This window comes from Pseudomonas putida (assembly GCF_028682475.1).
Classification (GTDB): domain Bacteria; phylum Pseudomonadota; class Gammaproteobacteria; order Pseudomonadales; family Pseudomonadaceae; genus Aquipseudomonas; species Aquipseudomonas putida_AG.
On the sequence record NZ_JANHLE010000123.1, the window covers coordinates 1 to 406 of the forward strand.

At 63.3% G+C, this 406-nt stretch carries 1 protein-coding gene; it reads left to right on the forward strand.

Annotation, left to right across the window (positions count from 1 at the left end):
- Window positions 1–406, forward strand: a 406-nt coding sequence (locus NPS47_RS25460; protein ID WP_274297454.1) for an Ig-like domain-containing protein, incomplete at both ends; no start/stop codon positions are given.

The window sequence follows — 406 nt, forward strand, 5'->3', positions numbered from 1 at the left end:
CGAAAGCCACACCAGCGGCAACACCCTGGTCGAGCAAATCGAAGTGGTCGCCACCGATGTCGATGGCAGCACCGGCAGCGCCACCATCGACATCAACATCGTCGACGATGCACCGAAGGCGTACGACGACAGCAACACCACCACCGCTACCGAAGCGCAAACGACCCTGACCGGCAACGTCCTGAGCAACGATGTACAGGGCGCCGACCGTATCGCCAGCGGCCCGATCACTCCACAAACCATCACCGGCACCTACGGCACCCTGGTGCTGGCTGCCGACGGCAGCTACACCTACACGCTGAACGCCCAGGACCCGGACTTCATCAACTTGAAGGGCGGCGGCACGGGTGTCGAAAACTTCACCTACACCCTCAAGGACGCCGACGGCGACAGCAGCACGGCGACG